Source organism: Occultella gossypii, from assembly GCF_019947135.1.
Lineage (GTDB): Bacteria > Actinomycetota > Actinomycetes > Actinomycetales > Beutenbergiaceae > Occultella > Occultella gossypii.
Genome location: NZ_JAGSHT010000018.1, coordinates 182,168 through 199,596 on the forward strand (window position 1 = coordinate 182,168; position 17,429 = coordinate 199,596).

General features: G+C 71.7%; 19 protein-coding genes. 9 read left to right on the forward strand and 10 right to left on the reverse strand.

The window, feature by feature from the left end; genetic code table 11:
* Positions 1-134 precede the first annotated feature (134 nt).
* The 4 genes from KCQ71_RS19700 (at position 135) to KCQ71_RS19715 (ending at position 3,173) form a co-directional block, all read left to right on the forward strand.
* The gene (locus tag KCQ71_RS19700) at positions 135-1,070 is read left to right on the forward strand and encodes a T3SS effector HopA1 family protein (RefSeq protein ID WP_223409119.1); all 936 of its coding nucleotides are present in this window, start codon (positions 135-137) and stop codon (positions 1,068-1,070) included.
* Positions 1,061-2,275: a lanthionine synthetase LanC family protein gene (locus KCQ71_RS19705; RefSeq protein WP_223409121.1), complete on the forward strand. Its 1,215-nt coding sequence runs from the start codon at positions 1,061-1,063 to the stop codon at positions 2,273-2,275. Before KCQ71_RS19700 ends, KCQ71_RS19705 begins: the two co-directional genes overlap by 10 nt.
* Positions 2,276-2,475: 200 nt before the next feature.
* Positions 2,476-2,655, forward strand: a complete 180-nt coding sequence (locus KCQ71_RS19710; RefSeq protein WP_223409123.1) for an antitoxin — start codon at positions 2,476-2,478, stop codon at positions 2,653-2,655.
* Positions 2,656-2,765: 110 nt separating this feature from the next.
* On the forward strand, positions 2,766-3,173 hold the full coding sequence (locus KCQ71_RS19715) for a DUF1801 domain-containing protein (protein WP_223409125.1): 408 nt from the start codon (positions 2,766-2,768) through the stop codon (positions 3,171-3,173).
* A 25-nt stretch (positions 3,174-3,198) separates the two neighbouring features.
* Here the strand turns inward: KCQ71_RS19715 and KCQ71_RS19720 are convergent, their stop codons facing one another.
* The gene (locus tag KCQ71_RS19720; RefSeq protein ID WP_223409127.1) at positions 3,199-3,642 is read right to left on the reverse strand and encodes a CHRD domain-containing protein; all 444 of its coding nucleotides are present in this window, start codon (positions 3,640-3,642) and stop codon (positions 3,199-3,201) included.
* Positions 3,643-3,911: 269 nt separating this feature from the next.
* On the opposite strand from KCQ71_RS19720, the gene thrS reads away from it, so the two are divergent.
* Positions 3,912-5,186, forward strand: a complete 1,275-nt coding sequence (thrS, locus tag KCQ71_RS19725) for a threonine--tRNA ligase (RefSeq protein WP_223409128.1) — start codon at positions 3,912-3,914, stop codon at positions 5,184-5,186.
* On the opposite strand, the gene KCQ71_RS19730 is transcribed toward thrS, so the two are convergent.
* The 3 genes from KCQ71_RS19730 to KCQ71_RS19740 form a co-directional block, all read right to left on the reverse strand.
* Positions 5,177-5,584: a DUF779 domain-containing protein gene (locus KCQ71_RS19730; protein ID WP_223409129.1), complete on the reverse strand. Its 408-nt coding sequence runs from the start codon at positions 5,582-5,584 to the stop codon at positions 5,177-5,179. The two genes, thrS and KCQ71_RS19730, sit on opposite strands and share 10 nt — an antisense overlap.
* Positions 5,585-5,669: 85 nt before the next feature.
* A complete protein-coding gene (exaC, locus tag KCQ71_RS19735; RefSeq protein ID WP_223409130.1) occupies positions 5,670-7,196 on the reverse strand; it encodes an acetaldehyde dehydrogenase ExaC in 1,527 nt (508 codons plus the stop codon).
* 241 nt (positions 7,197-7,437) lie between these two features.
* The gene (locus KCQ71_RS19740; RefSeq protein WP_223409131.1) at positions 7,438-8,703 is read right to left on the reverse strand and encodes a sigma-54-dependent transcriptional regulator family protein; all 1,266 of its coding nucleotides are present in this window, start codon (positions 8,701-8,703) and stop codon (positions 7,438-7,440) included.
* A 206-nt stretch (positions 8,704-8,909) separates the two neighbouring features.
* On the opposite strand from KCQ71_RS19740, the gene KCQ71_RS19745 reads away from it, so the two are divergent.
* The 4 genes from KCQ71_RS19745 to KCQ71_RS19760 all read left to right on the forward strand — a co-directional run bounded on the left by KCQ71_RS19745 (position 8,910) and on the right by KCQ71_RS19760 (position 11,733).
* A complete protein-coding gene (locus tag KCQ71_RS19745; RefSeq protein ID WP_223409132.1) occupies positions 8,910-9,683 on the forward strand; it encodes an alpha/beta fold hydrolase in 774 nt (257 codons plus the stop codon).
* Between the two features lie 19 nt (positions 9,684-9,702).
* Positions 9,703-10,275, forward strand: coding sequence for a GNAT family N-acetyltransferase (locus tag KCQ71_RS19750; RefSeq protein ID WP_223409133.1), 573 nt, complete (start codon positions 9,703-9,705; stop codon positions 10,273-10,275).
* Entirely contained in the window at positions 10,272-10,742 is a 471-nt protein-coding gene (locus KCQ71_RS19755; protein WP_223409134.1) for an HIT family protein, read from the forward strand. Before KCQ71_RS19750 ends, KCQ71_RS19755 begins: the two co-directional genes overlap by 4 nt.
* 190 nt (positions 10,743-10,932) lie before the next feature.
* Entirely contained in the window at positions 10,933-11,733 is an 801-nt protein-coding gene (locus tag KCQ71_RS19760) for an LppM family (lipo)protein (protein WP_223409136.1), read from the forward strand.
* A gap of 87 nt (positions 11,734-11,820) precedes the next feature.
* Here the strand turns inward: KCQ71_RS19760 and KCQ71_RS19765 are convergent, their stop codons facing one another.
* From KCQ71_RS19765 to KCQ71_RS19790, 6 genes are all read right to left on the reverse strand, one after another.
* A complete protein-coding gene (locus tag KCQ71_RS19765; RefSeq protein WP_223409138.1) occupies positions 11,821-13,386 on the reverse strand; it encodes a flotillin family protein in 1,566 nt (521 codons plus the stop codon).
* Positions 13,387-13,488: 102 nt separating this feature from the next.
* Entirely contained in the window at positions 13,489-14,004 is a 516-nt protein-coding gene (locus KCQ71_RS19770) for an NfeD C-terminal domain-containing protein (protein WP_223409140.1), read from the reverse strand.
* A 122-nt stretch (positions 14,005-14,126) separates the two neighbouring features.
* The gene (locus tag KCQ71_RS19775) at positions 14,127-15,569 is read right to left on the reverse strand and encodes an amidase (RefSeq protein ID WP_223409142.1); all 1,443 of its coding nucleotides are present in this window, start codon (positions 15,567-15,569) and stop codon (positions 14,127-14,129) included.
* 24 nt (positions 15,570-15,593) lie between these two features.
* On the reverse strand, positions 15,594-15,965 hold the full coding sequence (locus KCQ71_RS19780; protein WP_223409144.1) for a hypothetical protein: 372 nt from the start codon (positions 15,963-15,965) through the stop codon (positions 15,594-15,596).
* Positions 15,962-16,636: a hypothetical protein gene (locus tag KCQ71_RS19785; RefSeq protein WP_223409146.1), complete on the reverse strand. Its 675-nt coding sequence runs from the start codon at positions 16,634-16,636 to the stop codon at positions 15,962-15,964. The genes KCQ71_RS19780 and KCQ71_RS19785 overlap by 4 nt, the downstream gene beginning before the upstream one ends.
* Before the next feature lie 46 nt (positions 16,637-16,682).
* Positions 16,683-17,366, reverse strand: coding sequence for a hypothetical protein (locus tag KCQ71_RS19790; RefSeq protein WP_223409148.1), 684 nt, complete (start codon positions 17,364-17,366; stop codon positions 16,683-16,685).
* Between the last annotated feature and the right edge of the window lie 63 nt (positions 17,367-17,429).

Below are 17,429 nucleotides of genomic sequence, written 5' to 3' on the forward strand. Positions count from 1 at the left end.
ATACACGTCGTCGGGCATGGATCTTCCGGGATCGAGGCGCCCGAGGGGTGTTGCCGGAAGGGTGTGTATCAGGACCACGTCGCGTGCCTCATCGCTAGGCATCGGTCCCACCCGGGGCCCGAGGGGAGCACGCGATGCACACCACGGACGTGATGCCGCGGACCACCGCTGCGGACGAGGTCGAGGCTGCCATCACGCTGGTCCGCCGGACGCTGATCCTCGGCCGGGTGCGCAGCGCCGCCGAGCTCACCGGGCAGCTGCTCCGGGACTGGTACGCGCCGGCGACCCCCGTCCCGCCGGCCGATCCCGCGGAGTCTCCGTTGGCCGGTCTGCTGCGCGTCGCACACGCGGGCTTCGAGCGGTGGGAGACGTCCAGCGGATGGCGCACGACGTCCGCCGGCCATGCCTGGCGGCACGCCGAGGGCGGCCGGCCCCGGACCACCGTCGCCGCGAACATCGTGGGTGCTGGTGCCCACGACGACCTGGCGCCCACCGACCGGGTCGAGATACGCGAGCTGGCAACCCGGGCCGCGGGCGGGCGCTGGCGCACCTGGGGGTCCGGCTGGGTGCCCCGGCTGCAGGGCTCGGGCACGAACCTGCTCCGGATCCACCTGAACTGCCCGGCGGACAACCTGCCCGAACTGGTGCGGGCCGTCACCCTCCGCACGAGCACCTGGGACGAGCCGTGGGCCCTGGACGCCCCGACCGACCGGTCGGCGACCGCACGTCCGGACGCCACCCACCTGATCCTCCCGGTCGGCGCGTTCATGCGTGGCACCGACCTCCTCCGCGAACTCGTGGACGTCCTCACCCCGTTGCTCCGGCCGGCCGTACCGGCGCTGACGCTGCGGCTCGGCCCCGGCGTCGGCGTCGGCCAGTCGGCGGCCACCGGACCCACGTTCGGCGAACTCCGCTGCCACCTCCTGGCGCAGACGCTCATGGCTGACCCGTTCCCGCCCACCGCGGAACTCACCCGACGCACACGAACCGCGTTCGCCCGTGAGGGCATCGACGCCCGCCGGCCCCACCGGGTCCGGGACACCCAGGATTGGGATGCACCATGGCTGTGACAGCACTCGCCGAACCGGACCTGCTGGCCTACGCCGGCGATCTCGCGGACGAACTCCACGCCGGCGTGGTGCGCGGCGGCACCGGGCCGACCTGGCGCGATCGCTCGTCCCGGGGGCGCACCGGCCGCGGCCGCTCGCCGCACGCCGTCGAGGACGGTGACGCCGGGATCGCCTGGGCGCTGGCCGAGCTCGGCCGCACACTCGACCGGTCCGAACTGCTCGACCTGGCCGTGGACGCCTCGAACCGCACCCTGGACGGCGCGGTCCGGGGTGGTGGACCGGGCCTGCTCACCGGTCTTGCCGGCGTCGCCTGCGCCGCCCACCGGATCGGGTCGGCCGCGGCCTCCCCCGAGCTGCGGCAGCGGGCCCGCCGAGCCGTGGCCTCCGTACGGACCGATGTGCGGCGGCACGACCTCGCCGCGGGCACGGCCGGGCACCTGCTCGGACTGCTGGTCTGCGAGGCCCCGGCCGCCGCCGTCTCGGCGGCCACCCGCCGGTTGCGTGCCGCAGCCCGACACCTGAGCGTGGACACCGTCTGCTGGCCGGACGCCGACGGTCGGGCGCGGACCGGACTCGCCCACGGGACCTCCGGCGTCATCCTCGCCCTGGCCGAGGCGGCCGCCCGCCACCCCGTGCTGGCCACCGACCTGGTGCCGCTCATCGACGGGGGCCTGCGCTGGGAGTCGGCCTGGTTCGAGCCGGAGACCGACGCCTGGGCCACGTCCGGGTCAGGACCGTCGGGCGGGTCGGCAGGACCCGGCGAGCGCGACGCGCAGGCGGCCGGCGACCCGTGGACCGGGCCGGTGGGCATCGGGCTGACCCGCTTGCGCCTGCTCGCCCTGCGCGATCAGGGACTCGACCTGGCAACGCCACGGACCAACCTGGTGGCCGACGTCCACGCCGCGGTGCGCGCGGGCACCCGCGCCGCGCGGGCCACCACGGACTTGAGCCTCGGCCGCGGCGCCGCAGGCACCTGGGACCTGCTCGCCTCGACCGCAGTCGGTCTGGACGCTCAGGAATACCGCAGCGCCGCCGTCGACCTGGCGCACGAGGCCCTCGCCGCGCACGACGCTGCGGCACCGGACCAGGGGGACGACGGCGGCCCCGGTCTGCTCTCCGGCATCGCCGGTACCGCGCTCGCTCTCACCGCAGTGGCAACCCCTCGGGCCGGCTCCGCGAGCCGCCTGTTCCTCGCGGGGAGGTGAGTGCCGTGGCCGCTGGACACCGACGTCGTCCGGTCCGACGAACCCCGCGTCCGCGCGCGTGAGGGTCCGGTTGCGCGCACGCGACCGGTCACACTCCGTCAACACCGCGGCGCCGTCTCGGGGTGCGCCCGCTGCCGAACCGGACCAGAATCGGGGCCGACCGGGCGATTGCCCGGCTCGGCGATCGGGAGGGCAGGCTCATGGGTTTCGACGAGTTGAGGAAGAAGGCCAGCGAGTTGCTCGGCAACGAGGAGCAGACGGACAACGCCCTCGACCAGGCAGCGAACTTCGCCAACGAGAGGACCGGCGGCAAGTACGACGACAAGATCCAGCAGGGGCGTGACTTCGCGGACGGCAAGGTCGGCGACGAGAACGCCTGACCGCTGGTCCGAACGACGGTCGGTCCCGGACGGGGCCGGCCGTTGTGCTGTGTGATCCCGGCCCGGGCGGATCCCGCGCGGAAGTCGGTCCGCGGTGGCAGGATCCACGCATGGCCGAGTTGAAGACCCGCCCCGGTCCGGGTGACGTGAATGCGTTCATCGCGTCCGTGCCGGATCCCGTCCGCCGCGCCGACGCCGAGCGTCTCGTCGAGCTGATGCGCTCGGTCAGCGGCACCGAGCCCGTGCTCTGGGGCCCCAGCATCATCGGCTTCGGCGAGCGCCACCTCGTCTATTCCAGCGGGCGGGAGATCGACTACTTCGAGGTCGGCTTCTCCCCTCGGAAGGCGGCCACCACCCTCTACCTGGACGCGGTCCTGGACTCGTCCGCGGACCTGCTCGCCGAGCTCGGCCCGCACAGCACCGGCAAGGGCTGCCTGTACATCAAGCGGTTGGCGGAGGTGGACGGTGACGTGTTGCGCCAACTGCTGGAGGAGGCAGTGCGGGCCGCCCGCGGATGAGGGCCCCGGGGGTGGTGCGCCGCGGTCAGCCCAACTGCCCGCGCACGGCCCCGCCGGGGAACAGGACGTTGTGCACGTTGACGTAGTAGTCCTCGGGATGCTGGACGAGATCCTTCGCCAGCTCGCGTGAGACGTCCGCGCAGCCCGAGGAGGATCCGTCGGTGGGCGCCGCCAGCGGCACCACCACCGGTCCCGGTACGTCCGTGCCCGCCACGTGGATGTGCGCGGCCGTGGCGGCATCGATGTTCTCGACGGAGAGCGTGTAGCAGACCCGGCCCTGGCCCGGGTTGACCTGGAAGGATGCCATGCCCGTACCGTCGGGGTCGCCGGGACCGGGCCGCTCGGCCGCACCGGTCAGCTCCACCAGGATCGGGCGCCCACCGTCGGCCGCGACAGCTGGGAAGGCGAACGCGATCGTGGACGCGCCGAGGGCGGCCACGGACAGGAGAGAGACGAGTTGACGCTTCATGGCGCACCTCACGGGAAGTTCCAGACCACTCTGTCGTCCTCCAGGGTACGCCGGGCCCGCCCACTGTGACAGCGGTCGCGAGGCCCAGGGAAATCTGCTCGCGTCCACGGGTCGGTGCGGCCTAGGGTGGGTCCATGCGCCAGGCACAGCTCACCACGACGCCGGAGACTCTCCGGATCGTCGCGTAGCCGTCAGCGCACCAGCCCCGGGGAGAACACCCCGGGGCTTTCTCGTTCCGTGGGCGCTCCCCAACCCACGAAGGAGACAGCATGTCGCACGACCACCGCGTCCTCGGACGCCGGCTCGACCTGTTCGACACCACCCCCGCCGTCGGCGCCGGGCTCCCGCTCTGGCTGCCGGACGGCGCCGTGATCCGCGGCGAGCTGGAGGCGTTCGCCCTGGAGGAGGCGCTCGCCTCCGGGTGCCGGCGCATCTACACCCCGGTGCTCGCCAAACGTGAGCTGTTCGAACGGTCCGGGCACTGGGGCAAGTTCTCCGCCGACATGTTCCCGGAGATGATCGTGGGTGGCGAGAGCTTCGTGCTGCGGCCCGCGAACTGCCCCCACCACGCCCAGGTGTTCGCCGCCCGGGAACACAGCTACCGGGACCTGCCGGTGGGCTACGCCGAGCTCGGCTCAATGTTCCGCAGCGAGCTGTCCGGCGTGCTCGGTGGGCTCAGCCGGGTGCGCCAGATCAACCTCGACGACGCGCACGTGTTCGCCCGGCCCGATCAGGTGGGCGAACAGGTACGGGTGGCGCTGGCGGCGATCCGGCGCTGCTACGACGTCCTCGGCATCGAGATCGACCACCTGCGCATGTCCGTGCGCGGGCCGGCCGGCGCCTACCTCGGTGACGATGCGCAGTGGGAGCGTGCCGAGGCCCAGCTGCGTGAGGCCCTGGACGCGGAGGGCCTGGAGTACGAGGTCGGCATCGGGGAGGCCGCGTTCTACGGCCCGAAGGTCGACGTCCAGGTCCGCGACGCAGCCGGGCGGGAGGAGACCCTCTCCACCGTGCAGGTGGACCACAACCTCCCGGAACGCTTCGACCTGACCTACATCGGGCCGGACGGTCGCAAGCACCGCCCGGTGCTGATCCACCGCGGTCTGCTCAGCTCGATGGAGCGGATGACCGCGCTGCTGCTGGAACGGCATGACGGTCGCCTGCCCACCTGGCTGGCTCCGGTCCAGGTGCGCCTGTTGCCGGTCGCCGAACACGCCCACGGGCCGGCTGCGGCGCGCGTGATGGACCGGATGCGAAACGCCGGGATCCGGGCCGAGGTCTCCCTGGCCTCCTCCCTCGGTGCGCGTATCCGCGCCGCCCGGGAACGCCGCGAGCCCTACCTCGCAGTGCTCGGCGACAGCGAGGTGGCGGCCGACTCCCTGACCGTCACCGCACCGGGATCCGGTGCTCGCACCACCCTCGGGGTGGCGGCGTTCATCGCGTCCGTGACAGCGGAGATCGGCCGGCGGTCACCGGCGGCGGCCATGGACGCGGAGTGGATGGTTCCCCATCACGAGGGCGCCCGGACCGAGTCTCACAACTGAGCGGCCTCGAGCCGCTCCAGCTCGTCGTCGGTGAGCAGCCGGGACCGGATCAGGAACCGCACGCCCTCGGGGGCTTCGAGCGAGAAGCCCGCGCCGCGCCCGGGGACGACGTCGATGGTCAGGTGGGTGTGCTTCCAGTAGTCGAACTGGAACCGGCTCATCCACACCGGGACGGTGAATTCGCCGTCCGGGGCGGTCACGGTGAGGTCGCCGAGGCGCACGTCGGCGTCGGAGGTGATGAAGTCGCCATCGGCGAAGCACATCGGGGAGGACCCGTCGCAGCACCCGCCGGACTGGTGGAACATCAACTCGCCGTGGCGTCGGCGCAGGGACGTGAGCAACTCGCCGGCCGCGGGGGTCAGGGCCACCCGTTCGGCGGGCCCGGTCGTCTCGGTCATCGACGCCTCTCCTTGGATGCGAGCCGTCCGGACACCGGTGGGGACGGGACCACCGGTGCCCGGACGTGGGGCGCAGCGGGTCCGCTCAGAAGAATCCGAGCTTGTTCTCGCTGTAGGACACCAGCAGGTTCTTCGTCTGCTGGTAATGGTCGAGCATCATCTGGTGGTTCTCCCGCCCGATGCCCGAGTTCTTGTAACCACCGAACGCGGCCCCCGCGGGGTAGGCGTGGTAGTTGTTCGTCCAGACCCGGCCGGCCTGGATGTCCCGGCCGGCCCGGTAGGCGACGTTGCCGCTGCGGCTCCAGACGCCGGCGCCGAGGCCGTACAGGGTGTCGTTCGCGGTTGCGATCGCGTCGTCGTAGTCGGCGAACGAGGTCACCGACACCACCGGCCCGAAGATCTCCTCCTGGAAGATCCGCATCGAGTTCTTGCCCTCGAAGATGGTCGGCTGCACGTAGTAGCCGCCACTCAGTTCTCCGCCGAGGTCCGCCCGGCCGCCTCCGGTGAGCAGCTTCGCGCCCTCCGCCTTGCCGATGTCGATGTAGGACAGGATCTTCTCGAGTTGGTCGTTGGAGGCCTGCGCGCCGATCATCGTGGTGGTGTCCAGCGGGTTGCCGGCCACGATCGCCTCGGTCCGCGCGATGGCGTCGCCGAGGAAGGAGTCGTAGATGGACTCCTGGATGAGCGCCCGGGACGGGCAGGTGCAGACCTCGCCCTGGTTCAGCGCGAACAGGGTGAAGCCCTCGAGCGCCTTGTCGTAGTACGCGTCGTCGGTCTTGGCGGCGACGTCCTCGAAGAACACGTTCGGGCTCTTGCCGCCGAGTTCGAGGGTGACCGGGATCAGGTTCTGGCTGGCGTACTGCATGATCAGCCGGCCGGTGGTGGTCTCGCCCGTGAATGCGATCTTCGCGATCCGCGGGTTGGACGCGAGCGGCTTGCCGGCCTCGGCGCCGAACCCGTTCACGACGTTGATGACGCCCTTGGGCAGAATCTCGCCGAGCAGCTCGATCAGGTACAGGATCGAGGTGGGGGTCTGCTCCGCGGGCTTGAGCACCACGGTGTTGCCGGCCGCGAGCGCCGGGGCGAGCTTCCACACGGCCATCAGGATCGGGAAGTTCCACGGGATGATCTGCCCGACCACGCCGAGGGGTTCCTTGAAGTGGTAGGCCACCGTGTCGTTGTCGATCTGGGTGGCGTGCTCCTCCTGGGCCCGGATGGCGGCCGCGAAGTAGCGGAAATGGTCGATCGCGAGCGGGATGTCCGCGGCCAGGGTCTCCCGGACCGGCTTGCCGTTCTCCCAGGTCTCGGCGACGGCGATCTTCTCGAGGTTCTCCTCCATCCGGTCCGCGATCGCGTTCAGCACCGCGGCGCGCTCGGCGGCCGTGGTCCTGTTCCAGGTCCTGGCGGCCGCGTGTGCCGCGTCGAGGGCCTTCTCGATGTCCTCCGCGGTGCCGCGGGCCACCTGGGTGAACGGCTGCCCGGTCACCGGCGTCACGTTCTCGAAGTACTCGCCACCAACGGGCGGTACGTACTCGCCACCGATCCAGTGGTCATAACGGTCGCGGTAGCTCATCAGGCTGCCCTCACGACCCGGTGCGCTGTAGACGGTCACCTCTGCGCCTCCTTGCGTTCTGGTCGCCACCCGCCATCGGGTGGTCGTGGGAGCCACGTTACGAACGGGTGCGTTGCATTCACGTTGCAACGCACCGACGCCGCTCGGGCAGCCCCCTGTGCGTCAATGGTGCGATTGCGACGTCCCCGGCACGTCGGAACCACACCGCAACGGGTAGGGCTGGGTGGGGAGGCTCGGGTGGTTCCAGGGCAGGGGTGCCGGCGGTATCAGCCCGGGCGGGTCAGATCCCGAACTCGAGGTCGAGCGCCGCCAGGCGCAGGTCCGCGCGCAGGCAGGTCGCGCTGCCGGCCGGGACGAGGTCGCGTAGGCGCGCCCAGGCCTCCCAGTCGTCGCGGCCGGACGCGTCCGAGGTCCACCGCTCCACGGCCGCCGCGTCGGAGCTCGCGAGCACCGCGGACCGAATCTGCCCGGTCAGGTCCGCGCGGAGCTCCTCAACGGCGGGGGCGACCGACGTGGGCAGCACCGGCCCACCGTGGGCGGCGAGGGCCCCGGTCAGGTCCCCCGCGCGGATCGCGTCACGGACCTGTCCCACATCGGAACGGGACGACGTGCGCAGCCGGTACGGTCCGCCGTCGGCCAGCAGTCCGGGCAGCGCCCGGCGCAGCCGGGAGATCTCGGCCCGCACGGTGACCTCCGCGGTGTCCTCGACGTACACCGCGGCCGCCAGCTCCGCGGCGCCGAGCGGCTCCGTGGACTCGCTGAGGACCAGGACGATCTCGCCGTGCCGGGCGGACAGGTCCACCCACTCGTGCCCGCGGCGCAGGCCGGCCCGGCGGCGCCCGAGCACGCGCAGGTCGACCTCGCGGACGGCCGGCTCACGAAGCGGTGCGGCCAGCAGCTCCACCTCGATCGCGGCGATCGTGGCCCGGATCAGCGCGAGCATGTGCGGCGCTGCCACCGAAGGGCCGCCGGTGATGTCCAGGAGCCCGAGGGGCTGCCCGGTGCGCGGGTCGTGCACCGGTGCGGCCGTGCAGCTCCACGGCTGGATCGACGTCGCGAAGTGCTCGGCGCCGAACACCTGCACCTCGTGGTCCAGGGCCAGGGCGATCCCCGGCGCCGAGGTTCCGGTGGCGTTCTCGGCCCAGTTCGCGCCCTCCGCGAAGCCGATCCCCTCCAGCGCCGCGCGGGCCGCCCGGTCCCCCTCGATCCACAGCAGCCGCCCACGGGTGTCCCCGAGAGCGACGACCATCCCGTCGGAGCCGAGCCCGTCCATCAGCAGCCGGCGGATCACCGGGATCGCAAGGGAGAGCCGGTGCTCGCGCCGGTAGCCCGCCAGATCCGCACCGGCGATGTCCGCCCGCGGCAGGGCCCGGTCCGGGTCCACCCCGGAGCGCAGGGACCGGCGCCAGGACTCCAGGACGAGCCGGCGCACGCCGGGGGTGGGAGCACCGGTGGTCAGGAAGACCTCCCGGGCGCGGTGCACGTCCCGCTCCAACTCGATCGGGTCGGAACCGCTCGGCCACGCGGCCCATGCGCTTCGATCCACGATCCACCCCCTGCCCGGGCGCCATCACCCGACGGTCCCAGCGTAACCGGGGCCTGTGCTCCGCGGCGCTTCGGCGGTCTCGTCGGGCAACACCGCACGGCGAGCATCCGGGGCGGCAGCGGCGGCGTCACCGGGCGGCCCCTTACGATGAGCGGCGAACTGCTCCCTGCGTCCGCCGCCGCGCGGTCCGACCGAGAAGGCCCGTGATGACTGCTCCCACGCTCCCAGTGAAGGTCGACCGGGGCAATGGGCCGGCGCTCGTGCTGCTGCATGGCCTCGGCAACAACCACGAGAGCTGGACGTACGTGCTCCGGGAGATCGACGAGAGCCGCAACCGCATCATCGCGCCGGATCTGCTCGGCTTCGGCGACGCACCGAAGCCACAGGTCGACTACACGCCAGGGCAGCACGCGGATGCCGTGATCGCCACCCTCGACGAGCTCGGCGTGAGCACGGCCGTGGTCGCGGGCCACTCGATGGGCTGCATCGTCGCGGCTGAGGTGGCCCGCAAGCGCCCCGATCTCGTCAGCCGCCTGGTGCTGCTCGGGGCACCGACGTTCCGCCGGATCCGGCGCACCCGGCGTCGCTTCCGCAGCCGGGTCGCCGAGGACCGCTACTCGGCGATCTTCAACGCCATCGCCGACAGCCCGGACCTGACGATCACCGCCGCGAAGGGGCTCGACGTGTTCGCGCCACTGGTGAAGGGGATGGAGATCACCGAGGAGACCTGGCCGGCGTTCCGGTCCAGCCTGCAGCACACGATCATGCAGACGCGCACCTACCGCGACCTGATGGGGCTGCCCGTGCCCACCCTGCTCGTCTACGGGCGTCTCGATGTGTTCGTGATCAAGCGGAACCTGAAGGCGATCGCGCGTCGCAACCGTCGCCATGTGCGCTACGAGACGCTGCTCGGCCCGCACGAGATCACGCCGGTCCAAGGCCGCGCGGTCGCCGAAATGCTCCAGTCCGACCCGAGCTAGGTACGGCAGGATGGCCGCCATGAGTTCCCCACTCCACAACCTCACCTGGCCGGTCCGGACGGAGCACCTGCTCATCAGGCCGGCCACCGCCGCGGATGCCCCGAGCGCCTGGGCGTACCGGCGCCTTGAGGAGGTAGCCCGCTGGATGACCACGCTGCACGCCGACGAGGAGGGCTTCACCGCGTCCTTCACCGAACCCAGCCGCCTCGCCAAGACCCTCATGATCGAGCGTGACGGGCAGGTCATCGGCGACCTGATGCTCGCCCCTGAGGACGCCTGGGCCCAGACCGAGGTGGCCGCCGACGCCAAGGAGGTCCAGGCGGAGCTCGGCTGGAGCATGGACCCGGCCCACCAGGGCCACGGCTACGCCACCGAGGCCGTGACCGCGCTGATCCGGATCTGTTTCGAAGGGCTCGGCCTGCGGCGGGTCGTCGCGCTCTGCTTCGCGGAGAACGCGCCGTCCTGGCGGCTGATGGAGCGGGTCGGGATGCGCCGCGAGAGTCACAACGTGGGTGACTCGTTGCACCGCACCGGCGGCTGGATGGACGGCTATGGCTACGCCCTGCTGGCCGAGGAGTGGCGAGCCCGATGAGCCCCGCGCAGACCGGCGCGGATCGGTCCGCCGGCGCGCCGGACGCCGGTGGCTGCCTGTTCTGCCGCATCGTCGCCGGCACCGAGGACGCGCACGTCGTCGCCCGCACCGAGGACACGGTCGCGTTCCTCGACATCCGCCCGTTGTTCAAGGGGCACACGCTCGTGGTCCCGACCCGGCACGTGGTCACCCTGACGGACCTCCCGACGGCGTTGGCCGAGCCGTTCCTGACGGCGGTGCAACGGGTCGCCGCCGCGGTGCCGGCCGCATTCGGCGCGCAGGGCACGTTCGTGGCGATGAACAACGTGGTCAGCCAGTCCGTGCCGCACCTGCACGCCCACGTGGTGCCGCGCACCAAGGGCGACGGGCTGCGCGGGTTCTTCTGGCCCCGGACGAAGTACGCCGACGACGGCGATGCCGCGGCCCACGCGCAGCGGTTGCGCGCGGTGATGGCCTGCCCGGGCTGAACCGAACCGACGGCTCCGCGCGGCGTGTCGGCGATCGGCGCGATCACCAGGTCAAAACGTGCCTGGGTCGCGCATCGGCCGGATGCGATCGGTGGCAACCCGTCGGTTCACGGTGCTGGATCTCGTCGACGAGATCATCACAAGCCTTTGCAGAACGTCACTCACCAGGTTTCGATGCCAGACTCGTACGGTGACGAAGACCCTCCTGCGCCTGCTCGTGGCCCTCGGCGGCCTGGCCCTGCTGACGGGCTGTCTGAAGATCGACGGCGACCTCCAGATCAACGACGGCGACACCGTCTCCGGGGAGGTCCTCGTGGCGTTCAGCACCGCGTGGGCGATCTCGAGCGGTCAGGACCCCGAGGGCCTGGTCGACTCGATCGAGGAGGAACTGGCCGCGGCGCCCGACTCCGGCGTGAGCGGGGAGCGCTACGACGACGGCGAGTTCGCCGGGGTCCGCATGACGCTGACGGACGTGCCGATCGAGCGGGTCCGGTCCGCCACCTCCGATGCACTCCGGATCGAACGGGTGGGCAGCACCTACGTGGTCACCGGTGACTTCTCCGAACTGGATCCCACCGTGCTCGGTGAGGAGGCCGGTGAGGTCCCGTGGTCGGTGCGCATGTCCGTGACGTTCCCCCGTGGCGTGACCGAGCACGACGGCACCCTCTCGGGCGATACCGTCACCTGGGAACTGGGGCCCGGCACCACCTCGATGCACGCCGTCGGCCCGGCCCCCACCACGCCGCTCCTGCAACGGATCGGGTTCATCGTGCCGGCCCTCATCGTGATCATCGCGGCCGCGGTGCTCCTGACCTGGCTGAGCCGGCGCCGGCGCCGGGCCGATGAGGCCGCGGGGCGCACTGCCGGGTTCCGGGCCCGCCGTGAGGCCGCGCGGGAACCCTCCAGCACGGACGTCGAGAGCATGCTCGGCGGGTCCGGCAAGACCGACGCCAAGCCGAAGCGGACCGCGACGCCCGACACCGAGGACTAGATCCGGCCGAGCGCGGACGCACGAAGGGCGGGCACCGTGTCGGTGCCCGCCCTTCGCGTCAGCCGGTGACCGGACCGGTCGGGCCGATCAGAGGGATCCGACGCCGTCGGTCTCCGTGGGAACCTGCCGGACGATGCCCCGTGCGGGTTCCTCGTCGGTCGGCTCCACACCGTCCGGGGTGATCTTGACGGCGAACGACTCCAGGAGCGCGTTGATGTCGATGCCCGTGGTGTTCTTCAGCAGCTCCATGGTCTGGACCATGTTGTTCGTGACCTGCTTCGGCAGCGCGCCGGCGCCGTCGGTGGAGACCACCGTGAGCTTGTCGATGTTGGCCATCGGCGCGGCCACCTCGTGGGCGATCTGCGGGAGCACCTCCACCAGCATCTGCAGCACGGCCGCGTCGTTGTATCGGGCGAACGCGTCGGCACGCTTGTCCATCGCCTCGGCCTCGGCGTGACCCTTGGCCAGGATCGCGGCCGCCTCGGCGTCACCCTCTGCGCGGGTCGCCTCGGCCTCTGCCACACGGCGCGCCTTCTCGGCCGCACCGCGGTTCTGACCCTCGATCGCCTCGGCCTCGGCCAGGGCGGACCGGCGGGACTTCTCACCGACACCGACCAGGCGGGACTTCTCGGACTCGGCCTCGGCGGCGGCGATGGCCGCTGCCTTGTTCGCCTCGGCCTCGAAGATCTCCGCGTTGCGGTTCGCCTCGGCGGCCGTCTCCACCCGGTACCGCTCGGCGTCGGCCGGCTTGCGGACCTCGGTGTCGAGCTGGCGCTCCTTCAGCGCCGCCTGCCGCACGGCCACCTTCTCCTGCTCGGCGAGGATGGCCTGGTCCCGGTCGGCCTGGGCGAGCGGGCCGGACGCGGCGGCCTGCGCCTGCGCGGCGTCGGTCTCGGAGCGGATCTCGGCCTGCTTCAGGGCCAGGGTCCGCTGCGCGATCGCGATCTCCTCCTCGGCCTTGATCCGGGCCTGCTCGGCGGCCTGGCGGGCCTCCGCCTCGGCCACGGAGGCGATGCGCTGGAGCTTGGCGGACTCGGGGCGACCGAGGTCGGCGAGGTAGGAGCCGTCGTCGGTGATGTCCTGGATCTGGAACGTGTCCAGCACCAGGCCCTGCCCGGTGAGGGAGGACTCGGCCTCGTCGGCGACCCGCTGCGCGAACGCCGCGCGGTCGCGGATGATCTGTTCAACGGAGAGCGAGCCGACGATCGACCGCAGCGAACCCGCGAGGGTCTCCTGCGTGAAGATGTCGATCTCGTTCTGCTGGCTCAGGAAGCGCTGCGCGCCGGCACGGATGGAGTCCACGTTGCCGCCGACCTTGACGATCGCGACGCCGTCGAGGTTCAGCTTGATGCCCTGACCGGAGACCGCGCCCCGGATCTGGACCATGATGCGGCGGCTGGACAGGTCGAGGGTGTGGATCCGCTGCACGAACGGCCAGACGAAGACACCGCCACCCATGACGACCTTCTGGCCGGACAGGTCGGTGGAGATGACTCCGGTCTCGGGGTTCTTGACGGCCTTGCCCTTGCGGCCGGTGACGATGAAGGCCTGGTCCGGTCCGGCGACCTTGTACCGCGAGCTGATGAGGCCACCGATGAGCACGATCACCACCACGATGGCGATCACGAGCACGATTGGGGAAGCAAAGTCCATGCGAATCTTCCTTCGGGTCGTCTGGCGTGGGACCGGCGCGTCTGTTTCGCCCGGCCCGATGGATGTACTGGTCGGAACTACGTTTTGCTGGGGTGCTTCGGACTACGGATACGGATAGGGGTTGGTGGGCAGGTCCGCCTCGACCATCACGGCGGTCGCGGAGAGCACCGCGGTGATGGTGACCGCGGCCCCGGACCGGACCGGTCCAGGTGCCCGAGCGTTCAGGCGGGTGATGTGGCCGGCGACCACCAGCGTGATCTCGCCGTATCCGCCCTCCGGGATCGCGGTGACCACGGACGCCTTCGACCCCACGAGATCACCCGTGCGGACGTTCGCCTCGTCGCCACCCTCCCTGAGTTTGAGGGTCGCCCAGCCCGTCAACGACCCGACGACACCGCCCGCGAGCAGGCCGAACAGGATCGACAGACCCACCGAATCGGTCAGGCTGAGCGTGAGCGCACCGGCGAACCCGAACACGCCGAGGAACCCGGCCAGCGCGGCCCCGGAGAACAGGTCCCCGCCGATCCCGTCGAAGAGCCCGTCGAGAACCTCACCGAGGAGGAGCGAGACCACGAGCAGGGCGATACCGACCCCGCCGATGATCAGGAATACGAGCATGTGCGCTGCCTTGCTGGTTTAGGACGGATGTTTGTCCGGAGTTTACCAATCAATTGGAAAAGCCGGGTGCGTGGGTATGGGCACTACTGCCCGACGGCGGAGCGTGGGTTCGGCGGTGCCGCTCAGCCCATCGGGGGCACGCGGTCGAGCCACGGCTCGGCGCGCTCGATCGTGGCCGCGAGCGCGAGCAGCAGGTCCTCGCGCCCGGTGCGGGCGCCGAGCGTGACGCCGAACGGCAGCACCGGTCCGTCCGGTTCCACCGGTGCCCAGTGCAGCGGCACCGAGATCGCCGGCGCCCCGATGATGTTCCAGGTGCTCGTCCACGGGGTGAACGCCATCTGCGCCTCGAAGTCGGCGGCCGGGTCGTCGTCGTTGCGGGAACTGCCCACCAGTTCCGCGGGCTGGGCCAGGGACGGCATCAGGATCACGTCGAACTCGGCCCAGGTACGGGCGGCATCGCGGGTGAGCTGCTGGCCGGCACTGACGGCGTTCGCGTACGTGATGCCGCTGACCCCGCGGCCCCGCTCGCGCATCCAGCGGCTCAACGGGACGAGCAGGTGCTCGCGCTCGGGCGGGATCGGGGCGCTCGCCGCGAGCACCGACCACAAGTCCCGGAACGGCTCCCACTTCTCGGCGGGGAACGGCACGGGCGCGGTGTCCACGTGGTGTCCGAGCCCTTCCAGGACCCGGACGGCGTGGTCGACGGCGCGGATCGCCTCGGCGTGCACCGGTGCGTCCGGGGTGATGATCGGCTGGGTGAGCACACCGATCCGTAGGGCACCCGGGTCCGCGTCGCACGCGGCGAGGAAGCCGCCGTCGGGCAGTGGCAGGGAGTAGGTGTCGCCCGGCCAGCCGACGGCGAGCACGTCGAGCGCGGCCGCGGTGTCCCGGACATCCCGGGTGAGGACGCCGTTCGTCCCCAGGCCCGGGCCGGGCACGCCGTACGGACCAGTGCTGATCCGGCCCCGGCTGGGCTTCAACCCGACCAGCCCGCACGCCGCAGCCGGAATACGGATCGAGCCTCCGCCGTCGGACCCTTGGGCCATCGGCACGATCCGGGAGGCGACGGCCGCAGCCGCCCCGCCGGACGACCCGCCCGCGGAGCGGGTCAGGTCCCACGGGGTGCGCGCGGGCGGCGCGATGTCCGGCTGGGTGTAGCTGGGCAGGCCGATCTCCGGGGTGTTGGTCTTGCCGACCATGATGGTGCCGGCCTCGCGCAGCCGGATCACGACGCCGTCATCGACGTCCGGGAGGTAGCCGGCGAGCGCGGCGCTTCCGAAGCTGGTCGGTACCCCGGCCACCAGGTTCAGGTCCTTGATCGGGCAGGGCACCCCGAGCAGCGGCGGCAGCGTGCCGGGATCGTCGCGGCCCGCGGCCAGGAGTCCTTCCGCCGCGCGGGCCTGCTCGCGAGCGAGGTCGGGGGTGCGGGTGATGAACGCCCCGACCGTCTCGTCGAGCGCGGCCATCCGGTCCAGCGTGTGGTCGAGGACCTCGGTCGGCGACGTCTGGCCGGACCGGATCGCGGCGGCCAGTTCGAGTGCGGTCAGATCATGCAGGTCGGCCATGAGAGCGAGCGTATCGGCGAACCTCTACAAGGGCGGGTATCCGCCCGGCGGCGGGCCGGGGTGGTCCGCCTGGGTGCCGTAGGCCTGCCGGGCCTGTGCCCGGACTGCCCACATGATGCCCCCGCCGATGCTCAGGCCGAGCCCGGTGATTCCGAGCAGGATGGCGGCCGGGATCGCGAACGCGGCACCGGAGATGCCGAGCCACCAGTAGAACTCGGTGTCGCCGTTGGACGAGAGGCTCGCGAACGCCCACACCATGAGCGCCACGATCGCGATCGTGAGCACCAGGCAGCCGATCCCGATGAAGGTGACGACCTTCGGTCCGGTTGTCGAGGTGTTCACCGGCAGCGGACGGTAGGGCTCCGGGGTGTACGGGCCCTGCCACGGCTGTGTCATGGGCCGAACCTACCCGACGGGTATCCGCCCTGGCCCGGCCCGGCAGCCTGCGCGCGACCGGCCCGGGCCCGGCTGGACCACCACACCGCGCCCCCGATGACCATCGCGACGCCGGCGATCCCGAGCCCGAACACCAGGAAGACCCCCGCGATGCTGCCGGCGACCCCCGCGAAGAAGCCGGGCAGCGCGTCCACCTCGGCAACGACGATGCGGGCCCAGGGCGTGGCAGCCGGGTCGGCGAGCGGGGGCACCTCGATCGTGTACGGCCCGGCCGCACCGGTCTGGACGTACTCGATGTCACGCGCGCTGACACCACCGGTGGTGACCGTCAGGGACGCGCCGGCTGCGGGAGCCGCCGGCTCGCCATCGGGACCGATGACCGTGACCGAGTCGCTGAGTTCGGGCTCCGGCGCGTTGCTCGGGTAGCTGAGCAGGACCACGTACGTGGAGTCCGCCTCGAGGTCGAGGGTGAGGGTCCCGGGCACCTCGGCGCCGCCGGCCGCATCCGGGCCGGGACCACCGTCGGAGCCCACGAGACCGAGCGGCAGCACGGACAGGAACAGCCGCACCACGATCACCCCGATGACGATGGCGGCGATCAGCACGACCGCGCCGGTCACCGTCAGGATGATGGGACCGCGTACGGCTGTCTTGACCGGGGGCGTGCTCATGGCGCCCAGCGTAGGCGGCGGTGATTCCCGGTCGTTCTGAAATGGCTCAGGGATGCCGGCCGGAGCCGCCGCCGCTGAGGTGTCGGCGTGCGACCGCACGCCGGTTCCACCAGATGCCGCCGCAGATGCTCATCACGACACCGACCGCGCCAAGGAAGATCGCGACCGGGATCGCGATCACGGCGAAGACGACCTGGCCGAAACCCTCGTAGTCGCTGGTGGTGGGTTGTATGAGCACGGTGGCCGCGGAGCCGTCTGCGGTAGCGGGAACCTCGATCCGGTACTCGCCGGGGGCGGTCGGGTCGAAGAGGCCGATGAGGTGGGCGGTCGTGCCGCCCTCGCTCACCTCGCTGCCGCCATCGGGCACCAGGACCTCGACGGTCTGCCCGGTCGGGGCGTGGACGACGATCTCACCGTCCAGCCCGGGCGCCGGGTCACCCGTGGGATAGGTGAGGTAGACCCGCTGCCGATCGGTGGTGGTCACCTCCGCCAGCCCTTCACCGGGCGCGTCGACCGCCAGCGTGACGGTCGGCCCCGGGGACCCGTTGGTGGACAGCACCGACTGGTTCCACGTGAATGCGAAGACGACGACACACACGATCGCTATCACGATCGCGAGGCAGCCGATCCCGGCGACCGTGAGGATCTTCGGCCCCTTGGTCGAGGTCTTCACGGTGGGCGCCGGGTAGTGCCCGTGAGCGCCCGGCCCGCCGGCCCCCTGCAGCGTCATGGGGCCGAACCTACCGGAGCCCGTTCCCCTGTTACCGTTCCACCATCCGAGACGAGAACCGAA

Bases quoted from the DNA above. Each gene is read 5' to 3' on its own strand.
- KCQ71_RS19715 (WP_223409125.1), top strand. From the start codon at position 2,766: ATGGCCGAGTTGAAGACCCGCCCCGGTCCGGGTGACGTGAATGCGTTC.
- KCQ71_RS19790 (WP_223409148.1), bottom strand. From the start codon at position 17,366: ATGACGCTGCAGGGGGCCGGCGGGCCGGGCGCTCACGGGCACTACCCG.
- KCQ71_RS19720 (WP_223409127.1), bottom strand. From the start codon at position 3,642: ATGAAGCGTCAACTCGTCTCTCTCCTGTCCGTGGCCGCCCTCGGCGCG.
- KCQ71_RS19780 (WP_223409144.1), bottom strand. From the start codon at position 15,965: ATGACACAGCCGTGGCAGGGCCCGTACACCCCGGAGCCCTACCGTCCG.
- KCQ71_RS19755 (WP_223409134.1), top strand. From the start codon at position 10,272: ATGAGCCCCGCGCAGACCGGCGCGGATCGGTCCGCCGGCGCGCCGGAC.
- thrS (WP_223409128.1), top strand. From the start codon at position 3,912: ATGTCGCACGACCACCGCGTCCTCGGACGCCGGCTCGACCTGTTCGAC.
- KCQ71_RS19770 (WP_223409140.1), bottom strand. From the start codon at position 14,004: ATGCTCGTATTCCTGATCATCGGCGGGGTCGGTATCGCCCTGCTCGTG.
- KCQ71_RS19750 (WP_223409133.1), top strand. From the start codon at position 9,703: ATGAGTTCCCCACTCCACAACCTCACCTGGCCGGTCCGGACGGAGCAC.
- KCQ71_RS19705 (WP_223409121.1), top strand. From the start codon at position 1,061: ATGGCTGTGACAGCACTCGCCGAACCGGACCTGCTGGCCTACGCCGGC.
- KCQ71_RS19775 (WP_223409142.1), bottom strand. From the start codon at position 15,569: ATGGCCGACCTGCATGATCTGACCGCACTCGAACTGGCCGCCGCGATC.
- KCQ71_RS19765 (WP_223409138.1), bottom strand. From the start codon at position 13,386: ATGGACTTTGCTTCCCCAATCGTGCTCGTGATCGCCATCGTGGTGGTG.
- KCQ71_RS19700 (WP_223409119.1), top strand. From the start codon at position 135: ATGCACACCACGGACGTGATGCCGCGGACCACCGCTGCGGACGAGGTC.
- KCQ71_RS19785 (WP_223409146.1), bottom strand. From the start codon at position 16,636: ATGAGCACGCCCCCGGTCAAGACAGCCGTACGCGGTCCCATCATCCTG.
- KCQ71_RS19710 (WP_223409123.1), top strand. From the start codon at position 2,476: ATGGGTTTCGACGAGTTGAGGAAGAAGGCCAGCGAGTTGCTCGGCAAC.
- KCQ71_RS19730 (WP_223409129.1), bottom strand. From the start codon at position 5,584: ATGACCGAGACGACCGGGCCCGCCGAACGGGTGGCCCTGACCCCCGCG.
- KCQ71_RS19745 (WP_223409132.1), top strand. From the start codon at position 8,910: ATGACTGCTCCCACGCTCCCAGTGAAGGTCGACCGGGGCAATGGGCCG.